This window comes from Mesorhizobium sp. M2E.F.Ca.ET.209.01.1.1 (assembly GCF_004010375.2).
Taxonomy (GTDB): domain Bacteria; phylum Pseudomonadota; class Alphaproteobacteria; order Rhizobiales; family Rhizobiaceae; genus Mesorhizobium.
Map to the genome: position 1 here is coordinate 1 of NZ_SADP02000381.1, position 377 is coordinate 377.

1 protein-coding gene is annotated in these 377 nt (G+C 62.1%); it reads left to right on the forward strand.

What is annotated here, in order from left to right; all coding sequences use genetic code 11:
- Positions 1 to 29: 29 nt before the first annotated feature.
- A partial coding sequence (locus EN852_RS36085; RefSeq protein WP_135879705.1) for an adenylate/guanylate cyclase domain-containing protein occupies positions 30 to 377 on the forward strand: 348 nt, incomplete at its 3' end.

Here is a 377-nt window from a genome sequence, read left to right on the forward strand (position 1 = left end):
TGCTATTCTGGCTGCGAAAGGGGCACGCGATGAGCGAGAAACGCAAGCTGGCCGCGATCCTTGCTGCGGACGTGGTCGGATACAGCCGGCTCGCCAGCGAGGACGAAGATCGGACTTTGGCGCGGCTGCGGGCACTGCGAAGCGATCTGATCGATCCGACCATCTCCGTGCACAACGGTCGCGTGATCAAGCGCACGGGAGATGGGGCGCTAGTCGAGTTCCGCAGTGTCGTAGATGCAGTGCGTTGCGCGATCGAGGTGCAGAACGGAATGATTGAGCGCAATGCCGGCGTGCCGCAGGACCGCCGTATCGATTTCCGCATCGGCTCGGCGATGTTCTTTAGTGGCGTGTTTCCGAGGTCGGTAACCGAGAGGTCG